This window comes from Polaromonas sp. P1_G2 (assembly GCF_056405515.1).
Genome location: NZ_JBFUBY010000051.1, coordinates 1 through 17,159, shown reverse-complemented (window position 1 = coordinate 17,159; position 17,159 = coordinate 1). Strand labels below are relative to the sequence as shown.

Annotated in this window: 18 protein-coding genes and 1 pseudogene; 12 read left to right on the top strand and 7 right to left on the bottom strand. The window is 62.5% G+C overall.

The genetic code is table 11. The features are described 5' to 3' along the window. Positions 1-593: 593 nt before the first annotated feature. The 6 genes from AC1D0P_RS07735 to AC1D0P_RS07710 all read right to left on the bottom strand — a co-directional run bounded on the left by AC1D0P_RS07735 (position 594) and on the right by AC1D0P_RS07710 (position 5,494). Complete coding sequence (locus AC1D0P_RS07735) at positions 594-1,400, bottom strand: IclR family transcriptional regulator (RefSeq protein ID WP_477676197.1); 807 nt, start codon at positions 1,398-1,400, stop codon at positions 594-596. Then, positions 1,400-2,119 carry an SDR family NAD(P)-dependent oxidoreductase gene (locus AC1D0P_RS07730; RefSeq protein ID WP_477676196.1) on the bottom strand — a complete coding sequence of 240 codons (720 nt, stop codon included), beginning with the start codon at positions 2,117-2,119 and terminating at the stop codon, positions 1,400-1,402. Before AC1D0P_RS07730 ends, AC1D0P_RS07735 begins: the two co-directional genes overlap by 1 nt. A gap of 29 nt (positions 2,120-2,148) precedes the next feature. Then, entirely contained in the window at positions 2,149-2,676 is a 528-nt protein-coding gene (locus AC1D0P_RS07725) for a 2,4'-dihydroxyacetophenone dioxygenase family protein (protein ID WP_477676195.1), read from the bottom strand. 235 nt (positions 2,677-2,911) lie between these two features. Continuing rightward, complete coding sequence (locus AC1D0P_RS07720; protein ID WP_477676194.1) at positions 2,912-3,307, bottom strand: DUF3597 domain-containing protein; 396 nt, start codon at positions 3,305-3,307, stop codon at positions 2,912-2,914. A gap of 99 nt (positions 3,308-3,406) precedes the next feature. After that, positions 3,407-4,612, bottom strand: coding sequence for a dienelactone hydrolase family protein (locus AC1D0P_RS07715; protein WP_477676193.1), 1,206 nt, complete (start codon positions 4,610-4,612; stop codon positions 3,407-3,409). Between the two features lie 48 nt (positions 4,613-4,660). Beyond that, positions 4,661-5,494, bottom strand: a complete 834-nt coding sequence (locus AC1D0P_RS07710; protein WP_477676192.1) for an undecaprenyl-diphosphate phosphatase — start codon at positions 5,492-5,494, stop codon at positions 4,661-4,663. A 141-nt stretch (positions 5,495-5,635) separates the two neighbouring features. Between AC1D0P_RS07710 and AC1D0P_RS07705 the strand changes: the two genes are divergently transcribed. The 6 genes from AC1D0P_RS07705 (at position 5,636) to AC1D0P_RS07680 (ending at position 11,104) form a co-directional block, all read left to right on the top strand. Continuing rightward, entirely contained in the window at positions 5,636-6,661 is a 1,026-nt protein-coding gene (locus tag AC1D0P_RS07705) for an alpha/beta hydrolase family protein (RefSeq protein WP_477676191.1), read from the top strand. 229 nt (positions 6,662-6,890) lie between these two features. Next, a complete protein-coding gene (locus tag AC1D0P_RS07700; RefSeq protein WP_477676190.1) occupies positions 6,891-8,054 on the top strand; it encodes a branched-chain amino acid ABC transporter substrate-binding protein in 1,164 nt (387 codons plus the stop codon). A gap of 18 nt (positions 8,055-8,072) precedes the next feature. Then, entirely contained in the window at positions 8,073-8,708 is a 636-nt protein-coding gene (locus tag AC1D0P_RS07695; RefSeq protein WP_477676189.1) for a DUF924 family protein, read from the top strand. A 161-nt stretch (positions 8,709-8,869) separates the two neighbouring features. Then, complete coding sequence (locus tag AC1D0P_RS07690; RefSeq protein ID WP_477676188.1) at positions 8,870-9,430, top strand: DUF3455 domain-containing protein; 561 nt, start codon at positions 8,870-8,872, stop codon at positions 9,428-9,430. A gap of 279 nt (positions 9,431-9,709) precedes the next feature. After that, a complete protein-coding gene (locus tag AC1D0P_RS07685) occupies positions 9,710-10,300 on the top strand; it encodes a DUF3455 domain-containing protein (protein ID WP_477676187.1) in 591 nt (196 codons plus the stop codon). Between the two features lie 225 nt (positions 10,301-10,525). Further along, on the top strand, positions 10,526-11,104 hold the full coding sequence (locus AC1D0P_RS07680) for a DUF3455 domain-containing protein (protein WP_477676186.1): 579 nt from the start codon (positions 10,526-10,528) through the stop codon (positions 11,102-11,104). 182 nt (positions 11,105-11,286) lie between these two features. On the opposite strand, the gene AC1D0P_RS07675 is transcribed toward AC1D0P_RS07680, so the two are convergent. Continuing rightward, the gene (locus AC1D0P_RS07675; RefSeq protein ID WP_477676185.1) at positions 11,287-11,691 is read right to left on the bottom strand and encodes a hypothetical protein; all 405 of its coding nucleotides are present in this window, start codon (positions 11,689-11,691) and stop codon (positions 11,287-11,289) included. 133 nt (positions 11,692-11,824) lie between these two features. Between AC1D0P_RS07675 and AC1D0P_RS07670 the strand changes: the two genes are divergently transcribed. The 6 genes and pseudogenes from AC1D0P_RS07670 to AC1D0P_RS07645 all read left to right on the top strand — a co-directional run. Beyond that, on the top strand, positions 11,825-13,669 hold the full coding sequence (locus AC1D0P_RS07670) for a glutamine--tRNA ligase/YqeY domain fusion protein (RefSeq protein WP_477676184.1): 1,845 nt from the start codon (positions 11,825-11,827) through the stop codon (positions 13,667-13,669). A gap of 86 nt (positions 13,670-13,755) precedes the next feature. After that, positions 13,756-15,177, top strand: coding sequence for an AAA family ATPase (locus tag AC1D0P_RS07665; RefSeq protein ID WP_477676183.1), 1,422 nt, complete (start codon positions 13,756-13,758; stop codon positions 15,175-15,177). Positions 15,178-15,181: 4 nt separating this feature from the next. Then, a complete protein-coding gene (locus AC1D0P_RS07660) occupies positions 15,182-15,811 on the top strand; it encodes a hypothetical protein (RefSeq protein WP_477676182.1) in 630 nt (209 codons plus the stop codon). A gap of 9 nt (positions 15,812-15,820) precedes the next feature. Further along, positions 15,821-16,192 carry a pentapeptide repeat-containing protein gene (locus tag AC1D0P_RS07655; protein WP_477676181.1) on the top strand — a complete coding sequence of 124 codons (372 nt, stop codon included), beginning with the start codon at positions 15,821-15,823 and terminating at the stop codon, positions 16,190-16,192. Positions 16,193-16,224: 32 nt separating this feature from the next. Beyond that, entirely contained in the window at positions 16,225-16,809 is a 585-nt protein-coding gene (locus AC1D0P_RS07650; RefSeq protein WP_477676180.1) for a pseudouridine synthase, read from the top strand. A gap of 154 nt (positions 16,810-16,963) precedes the next feature. Beyond that, positions 16,964-17,159, top strand: a pseudogene (locus AC1D0P_RS07645) (peptidase M48); the annotation flags it as partial.

Genomic DNA, 17,159 nt, shown 5'->3' with positions numbered 1-17,159 from the left:
GAGGTGCCAATATGCAGCGCCGTCGGAAACGTAAAAGTTGTATGTGATCTCGCTTCCAGCCCATTTCAAACCCAATCCGTTGAAGGTCAGGGCAGTGGCAACTTGAGCATCATTAAAAATTGGGGTTGTGGGCATGACATTCTCCTGGGTGTAGATGAAAAAAATTGCACATCGTGATCGTGGTCCGGATGCACAACGCAGCAACACCCGCCAGCCTGTATCACCCTGTCGCCATGCGTCAATGGCGGTCATGAGCCATCAATACACACAAACGCATTAACAAAACCACTATCCTGGCCGGAGCTTAAATACAAAACCAAGCCTTCGACTTACTTTCGTCACTTCTTTGTCCGCAAGAAGACAAAGCCGTAACCGGCCCCAGCAGGAAGGCGCCCATGCGCTGGAAGAAAAGTGAAAGAAAGGGGAGAAAGCGTGATGGCGACGATGAGGAGGTGAGCCGCATCGATTGACTGCGCGTTCAGATCGGAGCGTCGAAACAAGCAAGAGGCTTAGATACCCAGCACGGCGGAAAGAAAAGGGCTCAGTCCGGGCGGAACGCTCGGCCGGGCGATGAGCCGATCAGGAAAGCAGGCCTACAAAACATCCGCCGCCGACAAAGCCGGCGTCTCGGCGATCCGCGCCGAAATCGCACGGCAAGCCTCCAGCAGCGGCGCGACATAAGCCTCCTCGGGCTCCGCCTTCTGGCGGAACATCAAGGTACTCACGCTGATTGCGGCAACAGGCGCCCCGAGCCCGCCGCGTATCACGGCGCCATAACAAAAAATTCCGGCTTCGTGTTCCTCGCCGTCGATCGACCAGCCGCGCTCCTGCGTGAGCTCCAACTGCTTGCGCAGGTCGACCAGCTTCACCAAAGTGTTGTCGGTGTAGCGCGGCAAAGGCAAACCCCGCAGCAGCGGCTCCAGCACGGCAGGCTCCAGCGCCGCCATATAAGCCTTGCCGACCGCCGTGGCATGCAGGGCCACGCTGGTGCCTATGCGCGAGGCCATGCGCACCGCGCTGGGGCTTTCGAGTTTTTCGATGTAGACCATGGTGTGGCCGTTGGGCACGGCCAGGTGCACGGTCTCGCCGGTGATATCGCGCAGGCGCTTGAGTTCGTCGACCGCCGCCAGGCGCAGGTCTGAACGGCCCCAGCTGCGGCTGGCCAGCTGGATCAGGCGCGGGCCCAGCGCCAGCAGCGCGCCGCGCTCGTTCTCGACCAGCAGGCGCTCGGCCACCAGGGCCGCGACGATGCGGTGCACCGTGGGCCTGGGGTAGCCGCTGGCCTTGACCAGCGCGCCGACGTTGAGCGGCTGCTCCGAATCGGCCACGAGTTGCAGCACATGCATAAATTTCGAGAACGCGGCCGTGCCGGCGACCTGCGACGGGGCGGGCTGCGCCATCACGACACCATGTAGCCGCCGTCCACCGGCAGGATCACGCCGGTCATGAAGGCGGCCGCCGGCGTGCAGAGGAACATCGCGGCCTCGGCCACGTCCTTGGGCGTGCCCCATCGGCCCATGGGCGTGCGCGCCAGGATGGGGCCGGCGCGCGCCGGGTCGTCCTGCAGCGCCTGGGTGAGCGGCGTGGCGATCCAGCCGGGCGCGATGGCGTTGACTCTGATGCCGTCGGGTGCATAGGCAATCGCCAGCGATTTGGTGAGCTGGGCGACACCGCCTTTGCTGGCCGCATAGCCCGGCACCAGGCCGCCGCCGAAAAAACTCAGCATGGAGGCGGTGTTGACGATGCAGCCGCGGCTGGCCTTGAGGCGCTCGCGCACGGCGGTGCACACGCGCATGGTGCCGGTGAGGTTGACGGCCAGCACTTTTTCGAAGACCTCGAGGTCGTGCTCGGCGCCGCGCTGGATGATGCCGGCGCAGTTGAACACGATGTCCAGTGTGGCGATGCCGGCCAGCGCCGCGTCCAGGCTGGCCGCCGAGGTCACGTCGGCCTGGAGCACTTCGACGGCGGCATCGAGCGTGCCGTCGCCGCCGCCCAGCCCCAGTGCCGTGACTTCGGCGCCCAGCGCCGCGAGGTGGTTGGCGATCACGGCGCCTATGCCTTGCGTCGCGCCAGCGACGAGCGCGCGTTTGCCTTTGAAGAGTCCGGCCTGGTAGGTCATGCGTAGTTCCTGAAAAGATACAGCCGCGCTCAGCGGATGAATTGTTTGGTGTAGTCGGCGCCCAGCCCGACGGCCTCGAAGTGCTTGTTGCACATCTCGATCTTGGTGAACACGTCCTCGTAGCCCATGCCCTTGCCGTAGGGGTCGGTGTAGTACATGACACCGTTGACCTGGAAGTAGGTGATCATTTCCTCGACGTCCTCGGGCACATAAAGCGTGTGGGTTTCACCGGGCGGCTCGAACACATAGCTGCCCTCGGTGGCTTCCCAGTCGTGCTCCAGGTAGCGCCAGCGGCCCTTGAGCACAAAGCCGTGCACCGCTTGCGGATGGCGGTGGCGGCTCAGCACGCCGGACTTGCGCACACGCAGCAGGTTCATCCAGTAGCCCTGGCTGGCATTGAGGCACAGCGGGCGGAACCAGACGTTCTCGGCCTGCGGCACCCAGAGCCGTTCATCAGTGGGGATGGCGTGCTGCACCACGATTTCCGGCCGGACGTCCGGCGGGTTCGGGTATTGATAAGGCATCAGAGGCGTCTGGTCAGGGCTATCGACGGGCATGAGGTTCGTCCATACAGTGGATAAGCGTCCATGTTATCGAGATCAATGCCACGATGCCCACTTCGGCGCGCCAGTGACGCTCGCCGGTTCCAGCGAGGCCGAGCGCGCCTTCGAGGCCGCCGACAGCCGCCGTCAGGACGCTGGCCAAGTCGTCCAGCAACGGCAAACTGTGGGCCCTCTACGCGGCGCCGGTCGAGAAACTCAGGTCCGCCTGAGCCCTGTTTCCCCTGGGGGCCTAGTCCATCAGGTCGGCCGGCACCTTGCCGCCGTTGGCCGCCAGCTTGTTCATGACCTGCTTGTGCAACCAGATGTTCATCGTGGCGCTGTCATTCATGTCGCCCGTGTAACCCAATTCCTTCGCCAGCTCCTTGCGTTCGCCGAGGCTGCTGTCCAGGTGCAAGAGCTTCATCAGGTCGACGATGGAGGTCTTCCAGTTGAGTTTCTCCGGGTTCTTGCTGGCCATGCCATTGAGCAGGGCTTCGACGTCCACTTGCTGCATGGGCGGCGTTACGGGTGCCGGGGCAGGTGCTGCGGGTGCTGTGCCGGCGGGCGCGGCGGCGACCGGTGGCACAGGGTCGGGCGTTTGCAGCGAGGGAAATATCTTGCCGAAAATTTTGCCGAGAATGCTCATGGTGCGCCTCAGAGGTGGAGTTGAAAAATCCAGCCTAACACCGGGATGTGACGGTTCTTGTCAGACGTCACGCCAATCACGGGCATTGCGGCGCGGCGCTCAGGGGGTCGACGCACCCACACGTTTGAGCCCCGCTTCGCCGGCCCGCGCCGCCACGTCGGGTTGCCACACGACCTGGTCGTCCACGGCATAGAGCCAGCACTTCGATTTCGCTTTCGCGCACGCCTGGAAGGTCGCGGCCATTGCCTCGGGTTCGCCGGCGTTCAAATACCAGCCGCCTTTTTCCGTCACGGCGAAGGCCTTGGGCGAGGGCAAGCCGCGAAAGTGGGCATAACGCGCCTTGCCGGCATCGCTGAGCGGCACGGCGGCCATGTCGTCGGCCGCAGCAAAGCCCGAAGCCGGCGGCACCACATAGTGATGGCCCTTGAAGCGTTGCGCGTGCGACAGCAGCAAAGGCTGGCCCAGCTGCGCCGAGAGAAACTCAAACATGCGCGCATGCGATGCTTCCCGCGCCGCGGGGTTGCCACCCACCGTGGCCTTGCCTGTTTTGGTGTTGCCCAGGCCTTCCATTTGCTTGACGGGGCCGGGGCCGTCAAAGCCGTGGTAGCTGCCGGGGTAGACGACGAGGTCCACCGCCGCGTTGGCCTTGTTCTTTCGCAGGCGTTCCTGCAGCGTGACGCACTCCGGGGCCAGCGTCCAGTCGTCAAGCTCGCCGATCATGATCAGCAGCGGCACATGGACTTCATAGTTCCACATCTTGTTGTTCACCAGGCAGCCGGGGTAAAACGCCACGGCGGCACGCGGCTGCACTTTCTGCGCCTGCACGTATTTGTCAGTGGCGTCGATGGTGCTGAGCACCGTCTGCGCACCGTGCGACCAGCCCAGGACCACAATGCGTGAAGCGTCGACAGACGGCTGCTTCACCAGCCAGTCAATGGCGGCGAACACGTCCTCGCGGCGGTCGGCCTCATGGATGGTCCGAAGCTTGTTGGGCGTCTCGCAAATCGATTTCTGGCCGCGCGGCGTAAAGCTGTCCAGCACCAGCAAGTGCATGCGCTCGGCGTTGAAGTACCCGCCATACCGGAAAAGCCGTTCGGCAAAGTTGCCTTTGCTGTCCAGCCCACCGCCGCAACCGTGCAAGCCGATGACAACAGGCCGCGGGTCCTTATCGCCGGCGTCGAACCAGTAGCCGGGAATCTGCAGCTTGCCATCCTGCGACGAGATGGATACCAAGCCGCCCGCGTGCGACAGCGGTGCCAGCAGCAGGCCAAAAAGAAGAACAGAAAAATGCCGAAGCCAGCTCATGACGGTCTCCTCCTCTAGGTCTCATCCTTACCGGATGCCGGTTTTTTTTTATTCCGCCCAGACCACCAGCCCGCTCCAGGCCGTGGCCAGCACCACGATGCCGAAGGCAATGCGGTACCAGGCAAAAGGCACAAAGCTGTTGGTAGAGATATAGCGCAGCAGCCAGCGCACGCACAGCCAGGCGCTCAGGAAGGAGAACACCAGGCCGACCGAGAACAGCGGCAGGTCCGCCATGGACAGCAGCGCGCGCTCCTTGTAGAGGCTGTAGGCGCCCGCGCCTATCAGCGTGGGCATGGCCAGGAAGAAAGAAAAATCGGTGGCCGCCTTGCGTGACAGCCCCAGCAGCATGCCGCCGATGATGGTCGCGCCGCTGCGGCTGGTGCCCGGGATCATCGCCAGGCATTGCACCAGGCCCACCTTGAGCGCGTCCATCACCGTCATGGCTTCCACTTCCTGGATGCGCGCGGCGGCGGGATTGTTCTGCTGGCGCTTTTCGGCCCAGAGGATGATGAAACCGCCGATGATGAAGGTGCTGGCCACCACAACCGGCGTGAACAGATGGGCCTTGATGGCCTTGCCGAACAGCAGGCCCAGCACCACGGCCGGCACAAAAGCCACCAGCACATTGAGCACAAACTGTTGCGCCTGTTTCTCGGTCGGCAGGGCGACAACCGTCGCGCGTATCTTCTGCCAGTACACCAGGATGACCGCGAAGATGGCGCCGGTCTGGATCGCGATGTCGAAAACCTTGGCCTTGTCGTCGTCAAAACCGAGCAGCGCGCCGGCCAGGATGAGGTGGCCTGTCGAGGAGATCGGAAGGAAWTCAGTCAGGCCCTCGACGATGCCCATGATGGCGGCTTTGATCAACAGTGCTATATCCACGCTGGCTCCAAAAAAGTAGTGGGGATTATCGCCGGGCTCGACAAAGAGGCGCCGCGCGAAACCGGGGAAAATGCCCCGAGTCGCGCACAGCCCGCAGCCAGTCACGCCGACCGGCTACCCACAATAAAGGAGGAAGCACCCATGCATCGTTACATCCTCAGCAGCCTGCTGCTGCTCGCCGTTGCCGGCGCGCAGGCCGGCATGGGTTTTACCAAACTGCCGGGCCTGCAGGACGACGCCGCCATCAGCGTTTTTTATCCTTCGGCCGGCGAAGACCGCCCCATGCAGGTCGGCTCCTATTCCCTCAAAGTCGACAAAGACGGACAGCCGGTGCGCGGCAACACGCGCCTGGTCGTCATCTCGCACGGTTCGGGCGGTTCCCCCTTGACCTACACCGACCTGGCGCGCCGCCTGGTCGAAGACGGCTTCGTCGTCGCCTTTCCCCAGCACCGCGGCGACAACGCCATGGATCCCTCCTCCCCCGGTCCCGACAGCTGGAAGCAACGGCCCGGCGAAGTCTCACGCGCCATCGACGCGGTCGCGCGCGAGCCGCGCTTCGCAGCGCTGCTGTCGCTGGACAAGGTCGGCATGTACGGCATGTCGGCCGGCGGCCACACGGCGCTGACGCTGGCCGGCGGCCGCTGGTCGCCGGCCCTGTTCACCCGGCATTGCGAGGCCCACATTGCCGAGGACTTCCAGACCTGCGCCGGGCTGAGCACCCGCCTCACGGGCGGCCTGCTGGACGGCCTGAAAAAAACCGTGGTGCTGGCGGTGATACGCCAGAAGTTCAGCGACGCCACCTGGCAAAGCCATAGCGACGCCCGCATCCAGGCCGTGGTCGCCGGCGTACCGCTGGCCGCCGACTTCGACATGGCCTCGCTGGCCTTGCCGGCGGTGCCACTGGCGCTGGTCACCGCCGGGCAAGACCGGTGGCTGGTGCCGCGCTTTCACAGCGGCGCGGTGCTCGCGGCCTGCAAGCGCTGCGAACACCTGGCCGACCTGCCCGATGGCGGGCACGGCGCGCTGCTGTCGCCGCCTCCACCCGCCGATGCGATGTCCGACCTCGCCAAAGACCTGCTGCTGGACCCGCCCGGCTTTGACCGCGGCCAGCTTCCGGCGCTGGACCGCAAGATCAGCGCTTTCCTGCGCAAACAACTGATTCCCTGAAAACACGGCAATCGACAAATCGGGCGGCTGCCGGCGCGCCCTGCGCGAGCACGCGCCAATCTGGCCAGAAATAAACCATTTCGGTGCGTTTTCAGAGAGAAACGAACCAATCCGAATCATTAGTAAAACTTATCTACTCAGACATTCATTCAAAAGTAGGTCAAACCCACTATCGCTTCGGGACGGTGAAACATACATTCAGTTACACCACTCAACCCGAGGTTTTACGATGACCCACTCCGCCACCCGCCGCCCTACCCTGGCCGCCCTGACCGCCGCTGTTGTTGCTGGCGCCGCCCTGCTCTCTGGCTGCGACAACCCGCCCGACACCATCAAGATCGGCGTCGCCCAGCCCCTGTCCGGCAACCTCGCCGCGCTGGGCCAGGATTTGCACAACGGCGTGAAGATGGCTGTGGACGAGATCAACAAGGAAGGCTTCCAGATCAAGGGCAAGACCGTCAAGATCGAAATCGTCGCGATGGACGACCGCTCCGATCCCAAGGCCGGCGTGGACGTCGCCAAACAACTGGTCGATGCCGGCGTGGTCGCCGTGATCGGCAACCTCAATTCCGGCGTCAGCATCCCGGCCGCGCCGGTCTATGCCGAAAAGCACATCGCCCAGCTCGCCATCTCGACCAACCCCAAGTTCACCGAACTCGGCCTGGACACCACCTTCCGCCTGGTCGCCAACGACAACCTGCAGGCCCGCGCCATCGGCTCCTTCGCCGCCAACCAGCTCGAGGCTGCCAAGTTCGCCGTGGTCGACGACGGCACCACCTATGGCAAGGGCCTGGCCACCGGTGCGGCCGCCGAACTCAAGAAGGCCAACAAGGAAGTGGTCGTCACCTACTCATCCGACGACAAGACCACCGCCTTTGACGACCTGGCTGCCAAGATCAAGGCCGGCAACGTCCAGGTCATCGTCTCCACGCAGGGCGACTTCCAGATCCTGGCGCTGATAGAAGCGCTCAAGAAGATCGACTACACGCAGCAGGTCAGCATCCTGGGCGGCGACACCATCAAGACCACCAACATGCTCAAGGGCAGCGACACGGTCAAGGGCATCTACACCACCTCGCCCATCCTGGACGCCAAGGAATTCGTCAACGGCAAGGCCTTCCTGACCAAGTACCAGGAAACCTTCAAGATGGAGCCGGCCTACGGCGGCCATTACACCTACGACGCCATGTACATCCTGGCCGGCGCCATGAAGCGCGCCAATTCCGTCAAGCCCGAAAAAATCACGCAGACCCTGCGCACCTTCGACGGCTACGCGCCCATCACCGGCTCCATGAAGTGGGACAACGTGGGTGAGCAGCGCTACGGCGTGGTCGGTGTCTACGCCATCCGTAAGGGTGTCTGGGACCTGCAGCTGCGCTCCGACCGCTGGTAGGCTAAGCTGGCGGTCGCCATGACCGAGCCCACCTCCACCCCATCGTCCGCTGCCGCCACGCCCGCCCGGGTCCTTGAGTTCTGGCTCGGCGACGGCATTGACAAGGAATGGCCCACACAGGACCTCGGCAAGCGCTGGTTCGGCGGCGGCGCCGAGCTCGACGCCGACATCCGCGCGCGCTTCGGCGATGCGGTGCAGGAAGCCGTGGCCGGCGGCCTGCGGGACTGGGAGCAAAAGCCCCTCACCCGCCTGGCCCTGGTGATCCTGCTGGACCAGTTCACCCGCAACGTCTTTCGCGGCCAGCCCCAGGCCTTTGCCGGCGATGGGCGCGCCCAGCAGCTGGTGCTGCAGACAATCGCGGCCGGTGAAGACCTGGCCTTGCCCTGCGTCGGGCGGGTCTTTCTCTACATGCCGCTGATGCATGCCGAAAGCCTGGCCTTGCAGGACGAATGCGTGGCGCGTTTTACCCGCCTGCAGGCCGACGCGCGCGACTCACTCAAACAGCGCCTGCAAGGCAACCTGGACTTCGCGCGGCAGCACCGGGACATCATCGCGCGCCTCGGCCGCTTCCCTTACCGCAACGCGGCCCTGGGCCGGGCCGATACGCTCGAAGAGCAGGATTTTCTGCTCAAGGGCCCGCGCTTCGGGCAGTAGGCAATAGCCGTCAGGCACCCACCACGCCGCCTTTTTTGAATCCAGCATCGCTTCCGCCGCGTATCAGCAGCAGGACGAGCCGCGCCATAGCGCCCGCAACAAAGGCCAGGGGTCGTCCGCCATGCCGGCCTGCCGGTCCACAACCACCGAGGAGTTACACCATGATGACCCGTCCCCTCAGCTTCACCGCCTTCACGTCCCTGCTTGCCGCCACCCTGCTCACAGCCTGCGGCAGCATGTCGCCCATGCAACCGATGTATTCGCAGGCCGGCCTGCCCGCCGCCGTCCAGGTGCCCGCCGGCAACAAGGTCGCCATGGAAACCGTGGGCGTCGGCGAGATCACCTACCAGTGCAACCCTAAAAAAGACATGGCCGGCCAGTTTGAATGGGTCTTCGCCGGCCCCGACGCCAAACTCATGGACCGCGGCGGCAAGCAGGTCGGCAAGTACTACGGCCCGCCCGCCACCTGGGAAGCCATGGACGGCTCCAAACTGACGGGCGCACAAGTCGCCGTCACCCCCAACGGCAGCGGCAACATCCCCACCCAGCTCGTCAAGGGCAACCCGGCCATGGGCAGCGGCGCCATGAGCGGTGTCACCTACATCCAGCGCGTGGACACCCGCGGCGGCATCGCCCCCGCCATGCCCTGCGCCGCCGGCAACGCGGGCGCGAAACAGCTCGTCCAGTACCAGGCCGACTACATCTTCTACAAGGCGATGTGAGGCCAGGCCCTCCATCCTTGAATCGCCGCTTTCCCCTCCGAAGGTGGGCCACCGGCCCGAACGTCAGGCGGGACCGGTTTTCAGGCCCGCAGGCTTGCCCTGCGGGCTTTTTTGCGTCCGCCCGAACTACTTCCACCGTGCCGTCAAGCGCCCCGGAAACCCGCTGTCAGCAAGCCTGCGCGGCGTCCTACAGCGCTTTTTCATTCCCCGCGTTTTACTGGCATGCAACAACAGGCAGAAGCCAAAACAAGGCCAGCAATGGCCAGAACCGGGGGTCTCATGAAAAGCACGCACAACGTCCTGTGGGCTTACAGCAAAAGTGCTGCCGTCACCGCAGCCATGATCACCGGCACCGCCGCGCTCATGGTCGCGTGCTCCGGCGTCGCGCCGCTGCCCAAGGAGTACAGCCAGGACCAGCTGGACGCGCAGGTCGTCGTGCCGCCCGGCCATGTCGTCGCGCTTGAAACCACCGCCAGCGGCCTGCTGTACTACGAGTGCCGGGCCAATGCCACCACCGCCGGCACCATAGGCTGGGTGCTGGTGCGGCCCGAAGCCGACCTGCTCGACCGCACCGGCAAGACCGTCGCGAAATATTCCGGCCCGCCCGCCACCTGGACCCACATCGACGGCTCCAGCGTTGTCGGCACCCAGGTCGCCCTGGCCCCCCGCGTGGGCGCCACCAACCTGCCCCAGCAGCTGTCCACCGGCGCACCCGGCGCCGCACCCGGCTTGCTGCAGAACGTCAGCTACATCCAGCGCGTCAAGACCAAGGGCGGGCAGGACCTCAGCAAATCCTGCACCCAGGCCGACATCGGCGACAAGCTCACCACGTCCTACCAGGCTGATTACATTTTCTGGAAACCCGCCTGAGGCGGTAGTACCGGCGCGCCCTCAAAAGCGCGTCCGTCCATGGTTGTTCAGCAGCCATGGACGCAAAGCCCGCAGGCACCCACCTGCGGGCTTTTTCTTTTTTGCAGAGCGCCGACCCTGCCGACGTTTCCCCGCACCTTGTCCCTCCGGCCACCTACAGACGTGCCTCCGCGCCAGGGATTTACTGGGGTGTGACACCACCATCCGCCGCCATTGGAACCCCTTGTGAACATCCAGACTCAAGCCTCTCGCGCCTTTCCCAGCCTGCTGCGAAGCGCGCTGCTGCTGGTTGCCGTGGCTGCGCTAGGCGCCTGCGGCTCGCGCCCCAACCTTCAGCCATCCCAGCAAAACCTGCCCGAATCCGTGCGCGTTCCCCCGGGTCACATCGTGGTGCTTGAAGCGCAGGGCCGGGGCGACCTGCTCTATGAATGCCAGGCCGTCAAACGCGCCCCCTATGAATACGCCTGGCTGCTGCTGTCCCCGGGCATCAGGCTCGCCGACGGCGCGGGCAACACCGTGACCTACTACCCCGGCGCGCGTGCGCGCTGGGTGCACAGCGACAGCTCCAGGGTCAGCGCACGGGAACTTGTCGAGATGCCCGGCGATGGCCGAAGCCTGCCCTTGCTGCGCGCCATGGCGGGTCCCTCCGACACCCCGGGCATGCTCGCCAACATCAGCTACATCCAGGCCCGCCGTACTGTGGCCGGCATAGTGGCCAACCCGCCCTGCACAGCCGCCATCCTGGGCATGCGCGTCTCCGTGCCCTACGAGGCCGACTACCTCTTCTGGCAGCCGGCGGCCTGAGTCTTTTCTTTACCAGCATGAGCCGCGGAACCGGCTTTGCCGGGCCGCAGGCGGGCGGCCCCTTTCTCCGTGCAAGGGGCAGGGAGCCGCCGCAGGCTCGAAGTGCGCGACCGTGGGGGCGACCTCCCGGCGGCCATAAAAAAAGCCCGCTGGAAGCGGGCTTTTGGTTGCCTCAGACAGGCTTAGCGCTGGTAGTAAACCGGTGCCGGACGATAGCCAGGGCCGTAACCGTAGCCGGGGCGCGGCCCCTGCACGTAGTAGCCGCCATGGTGCCTGTGGCCGTGGCGCGGGCCGTAGTACACGGGCTGCGGATAGTAAACCGGTGCCGGCTGCACATACACGGGGCGCGGGTAGTAGACCGGCGCCGGCTGCACGTAAACGGGGGCGGGCTGGACATACACCGGTTGCTGGTACACCGGGTAGGCGTTGGTGACACCTACCGCCACACCCGGAGCAGCGATGCCCACGGAAAACGACACGTTGTCGCGGGCCTGGGCAGCACCTGCAAAGCCCAGGGCGGCCACGGCCAGCGTGGCGGCGGCGCCTGCCAGTGCGAGGGAGCGGTTTGCTTTGATGGCTGTCTTCATAAGATTTCTCCTTAGGAGGGCAGGAAATGCCCATGTGCTTATTAAACGCAGGCCACCTGTAATGGCATACCGCACGCACCGTGAAGAGAGTAGCGAAACGTAACCCTCCTCGGGTAAGCCCTAAAATCAGTTCATGACCTCTCCCGCCCCTGCCTCAGCCCCCGCCGACAAAGAAATCCACAAGCCCAGCAACTTCCTGCGCCAGATCATCGAAAAAGACCTGGCCGAAGGCACTTATGCCAGCCGCCGCTGGGGCGGCAGCCCCGGGGACGCCGCCCATCACGCCGCCGGCCAGCCCGACCCCGCCAAGGTGCGCCTGCGCTTTCCGCCCGAGCCCAATGGCTACCTACATGTGGGGCACGCCAAAAGCATTTGCCTGAACTTCGGCCTGGCGCGCGACTACGGCGGCGTCTGCCACCTGCGCTTTGACGACACCAACCCCGAAAAAGAAGACACCGAATACGTCGACAGCATCATCGACGCCGTCAAATGGCTGGGTTACGACTGGGCACAGATCGGCAACAGCAAAGGCGACGACAAGGCCTACCAGGCCAGCGACTACTTCGACTTCATGTACCGCGCCGCCGAATACCTGATCGAAAGCCGCAACGCCTACGTCGACGAACAAAGCGCCGAAGAAATGCGCCACAACCGCGGCGACTTCGGCCACCCCGGCACCAACAGCCCCTTCCGCGGCCGCACACCCGACGAGAACCTGGCGCGTTTCCGCGAAATGCGCGACGGCAAGCTCGCCGACGGTGCCGCCGTGCTGCGCGCCAAGATCGACATGGCCTCGCCCAACATCAACATGCGCGACCCGGCCATCTACCGCATACGCCGCGCCCACCACCACAACACCGGCGACAAATGGTGCATCTACCCCATGTACACCTTCGCCCACCCGGTCGAAGACGCGCTCGAGCAGATCACCCACAGCATTTGCACCCTGGAGTTTGAAGACCAGCGCCCTTTTTACGACTGGCTGCTCGACCGCCTGGCCGAAGGCAAGCTCATCGCCACGCCGCACCCGCGCCAGTACGAATTCGCCCGCCTCAACCTCAGCTATGTGCTCACCAGCAAACGCAAGCTGGCCCAGCTCGTCAATGAAAAGCGCGTCAGCGGCTGGGACGACCCCCGCATGCCCACCATCGTCGGCCTGCGCCGCCGCGGCTACACACCCGAAGCTTTGCAGCTCTTCGCCGAGCGCATAGGCGTCACCAAAAGCGACAGCTGGATCGACTACAGCACCCTCGAAGGCGCGCTGCGCGACACGCTGGACCCGATTGCCCCGCGCGCCATGGCCGTGCTCGACCCCGTCAAGCTCGTGCTCACCAACTGGGACGAAGTCATGGGCGCCGGCAAGCTCGACGATTGCAGCGCCCCCGTGCACCCGCACCACGAAGACATGGGCAAACGCCACTTCAAGATCGGCAAGGAAGTCTGGATTGAACGCACCGACTACGAAGAGACCCCGCCCAAAGGTTTCTTCCGCCTGTTCCCGCCCCACGTCAACGCCAGCAAGCAGGCCATCGCCGGCAGCAAGGTCCGCCTCAAATACGGCCACGTCATCGAATGCACAGGCGCCGTCAAAGACGCCGACGGCAAAGTGACCGAAGTCCACGCCACCCTGATCCCCGACACCAAGAGCGGCACCCCCGGCTCCGACGCCATCAAGGTCAAGGGCGTCATCACCTGGGTAGGCGTCAACGACGCCGTCGAAGCCGAAGTGCGCCTCTATGACCGCCTGTTCACCGCCGAACACCCCGGCACCGGCGACAAGGATTTTCTCGACGAACTGAACGCCGACAGCCTCAAGACCGTGAAGGCTTATGTCGAGCCTTCACTGGCCAAGGTACCTGCCGGAACGCGTTTTCAGTTTGAGCGGCATGGGTACTTTGTGACGGACACTGTTGACCACAAGGACGGCAAAGTCGTGTTCAATCGGGTGACGGGGATGAAGGATTCATTTGGAAGGTAATCTGGATAGGTGACTTACCTTTGAATGCCCGCTACGATCAACCGAGCGAAAAAGGCGCCTAGCGCCTAAACCAACAAGGCCGAACGATGTTGACGAGACTTAGAGTTCAAGGATTCAAAAGCCTGTTGGATGCCGAGGTGAGATTCGGGCCATTTACTTGCATAGCAGGCGCAAACGGCGCGGGAAAATCTAACCTTTTTGATGCAATATTGTTCCTACGAGATCTAGCGGACCACTCAATCGTTGAGGCTGCGCATAGAGTTAGGGATCGCTCAGGAAGCAAGCGAGGGGACTTGCGGTCACTATTCACAAAGACCGCGAGCTCCAGTTTGTCAAACATTGCGCTGGAAGCCGATCTGATAGTTCCAGACGAAGTCACAGATGATTTCGGAAGAAGAGCTAAACCTAGCGCCACTTTTTTGACATACCAGATTGAACTGAAATACGTAAGCGACGACGAATACAGCGAGCGCATCGAACTGGTATCCGAACGCCTCACTTACTTACCAAGAAGCAACGCAAAAAAGCGCATCGGTTTTGACTGCTCCAAAGATTTTTTCGGTACCGCTCTTCTAGGAGAACGTCGCGCTCCGTACATAACCACAGACGAGGCGACCTCAATAATTAGCATCAGTCAAGATGGAAATGCTGGACGACCTTCGCAGGTTCCAGCAAAGAACTCGCCTCGTACTGTTCTTGGGTCAGCCAACACAGATGAACGACCGACAGTGTTGGCGGCTCGAAGAGAAATGCAAAGCTGGAAGCTCCTTCAGTTAGAGCCTTCAAGCCTCAGATCGCCCGATGAATTTTCTGACGACCCTCATATCACTTTTGACGGGGCACATATTCCGTCTACATTGGAGCGATTAAAAAGAAATGAAGAGATCTCCAATCGTGTAGCGACTCTTCTCCCCGAGGTGCGTTCTATCAGCGTAGATGTCGATAACACGAGAAGACTCAAAACACTTTTACTGGAGCAGCGAAACGGTGTCGTTCACAAAGCTCGAGCGCTATCGGACGGGACACTTCGATTTCTTGCGCTAGCCGCAATGGCCTTCGATCCCGAATCTAAGGGACTCATTTGCCTTGAGGAGCCTGAGAACGGCATTCACCCATCCCGAATAACAGCAATTTTGGAGCTTCTGAGAGAGATGGCGGTTAACCCGCTAGCTGCGGTGGGACCCGAGAATCCTTTAAGGCAAGTAATCGTCAATACCCACTCGCCAGTGGTAGTTAGAAATTTGGTTCCGGATGAATTGCTCGTCGCGGTCCCGGTGAGACGGCAGCGCTCTTCATTTACAGCCTATGGAGCAATTGCTAATTCTTGGCGAGTTGTCCATCAAGATTACAACGCAGAATTAACGCCCCCCGTAAGCTTGTCGGAGTTACTTGACTACCTTCAAAATGCTGACACCGTCGATCCAGAAAATGACTTGAGAGGTGGACGCTTATGGCAATTGGCTGCTCAACAAGCGACTTTCGATTTTCCAACTGTGTCTGAGGATTGAAACCTTGACCTTAATTAACATGGTCCTGGTATGCGATGGCACCTCCGATGCAGGTTTGGTAAACATTGCCCAGTGGGTGACAGATACAGAGTTTCCCGACTTAACTTTTCGGATGTTTGCGGCAAGAGAGGTAATCCCTGCACATGGCGCATTGTCCGATCGATTGCAAAGAGCATTCGAAGCCTATTCCCCTGACATCATCATTTGTCACCGCGATGCCGAAGCGATGACTTTAGAAGGTCGATCTGCCCAGATAGATGCCGCTCGGCTCGCAGCAAATCTCACGGTCCCAGTTGTCACAGCAGTGCCTGTAAGAATGATCGAGAGCTGGCTTTTGATGGATGAGATAGCGATTCGATGCGCCGCCGACAACCGCAACGGAACGGTTCAGTTGAATTTGCCGCGACATACAGTCATCGAAACATTGGCGGATGCTAAGGAGACATTATTTGCTGCGCTAAGGGCGGCATCAGATCTGCCTACTCAACGACTGCGAAAATTTAATCATCACCGCGCCAGATCACGTGTCACTGAATTCATAGACGATTTCTCCCCACTTCGCAACCTATCGAGTTTCCGAGCCTTCGAAGCCCACCTAATAGCTGCTGTAGTCACTCATCGACTGACGCATTAGCCGCTTCCCATGCATCCACACTCAAGCCCACTCTCCATCCTCGCTCGCTACGCTCAAGGCGAGCGCTCTTTCGTATCCCTTGATCTGGACGACGCGGACCACGACTTCTCTGGCGCGACGCTTGCAGGCGCGAACTTCAGTGGCTGCTTTATCACCGCCAGTTTCAGGGGCGCGAACCTGGAGCGCGCCATCTTCAAGAACGCCAACGTCAAGACCTGCGATTTCACGGGCGCCAATCTGCAAGGCGCCTGCTTTGAAGGTTCGCCGATTGATGGCGTGATCTTTACAGGGGCGAATCTCGTCGGCGCGTCCTTCCTGGGAGCGTCGGAACAAAGCCATGTTTACGCCGCAGGCGAGTTGCCACAGCAGGACGCAACCTGAGCTTGCAAGCGGGCCTGCGGTCTAATCACCCCATGCCAAGCCCGAATGTCAGCCCCGCAGCACCCCGCCTCATCTGCTTCAACAAACCCTACGGCGTTCTAAGCCAGTTCACGCCGGAAGGCCGCTGGCGCGGGCTCAAGGATTTCATCGCCCTGCCCGGCGTCTATGTGGCCGGGCGGCTGGATGCCGACAGTGAGGGCCTGCTGCTGCTGACCAGCGACGGCCAGCTTCAGGCGCGCATCAGCGACCCGCGTTTCAAGATGCTCAAGACCTACTGGGTGCAGGTCGAGGGTGAGCCGAGCGACTCCGCGATGGACGCGTTGCGCGGCGGCGTGTTGCTCAACGACGGCCCCACGCGGCCCGCGAGCGCGGAGCGCATGGAGGCCCCGTCCGGCCTGTGGGAGCGTGAGCCGCCGGTGCGGGTGCGCAAGGCGATCCCGACCTTCTGGATATCACTGGGCATACGCGAAGGCCGCAACCGCCAGGTGCGGCGTATGACGGCAGCCGTGGGCCACCCGACCTTGCGGCTGATACGTTCATCCATAGGCCCTTATGCGCTAGACGGCCTGGCGCAAGGCACCTGGCGTGAAACCGAAGAGCGGGCGGACGCCGGCTGAGCATTTCAGCGGATTCGAAGGCCGGCGAGGTCTTTGGAAACAAACTGAAACAGCACCGGTTTTGGTGAATTGTTGCCCTCCCATTCGACGGCCAAACGCACGGCCGCCCGTATGATCGGCCGGTTCAAATTCAAAACTCAAAAGGACGTTCCCCATGGCTGCTGCGCGCACGATCCACGCCGACCTCTGGCGGGTGTTTTTGCTGACCCTGGCATCGCTCTTTCTCATTCCGGCGGTCACGCTGGTTTTCACGCACTACGCGCTGCAGTCTGAGGACAAGGACTTCATTCAGCGCGTCAGTTCCCAAATCAACGCCGCCAAAGACATGACGCCGGCGCAGAAGGCGGACG